This window comes from Salinimicrobium oceani (genome assembly GCF_012037645.1).
The window spans coordinates 1-386 of record NZ_JAAVJR010000937.1 but is presented as its reverse complement, the minus strand read 5'-3'; the positions used below and the strand labels follow the sequence as shown (position 1 = coordinate 386).

1 pseudogene is annotated in these 386 nt (G+C 42.0%); it reads right to left on the bottom strand.

What is annotated here, in order from left to right:
* Positions 1-303 (bottom strand): annotated as a pseudogene (locus HC175_RS20140) (ubiquinone biosynthesis protein UbiA); the annotation flags it as partial.
* Positions 304-386: the final 83 nt, after the last annotated feature.

Below are 386 nucleotides of genomic sequence, written 5' to 3'. Positions count from 1 at the left end.
AAGTTTGGTGCGCTGACTCACAAACCTATCCAACATCGTTTTTTGAGGCCGGTTGATGAGATCCTTTTCGCTGTCGTAGAAATTATTGATGATATAACCCGAAGCAACTATGGAGGCAGTAGCCAGTACCATAAAAAAGAGGTTAGGGTCAAATAGCACCTGCCTCATTGGCAAATGGGGTGCAAGAATAAAAATGGAGGTAAGGTACTGCGCGATCACGAGCACCAGAATATTATAGCCTCTAACGACCGAGATAAAGCTGAGAATCTTTAACAGAAGCCGCTTTTTAGAGATAGTGGCCATTACTCCTTAGAAGTTGTAAACCACTTCCAGGCGATAATCTTTCAATGCTTTTTTTGCCTTTTCTATGTCTTCTGTAAATCCCA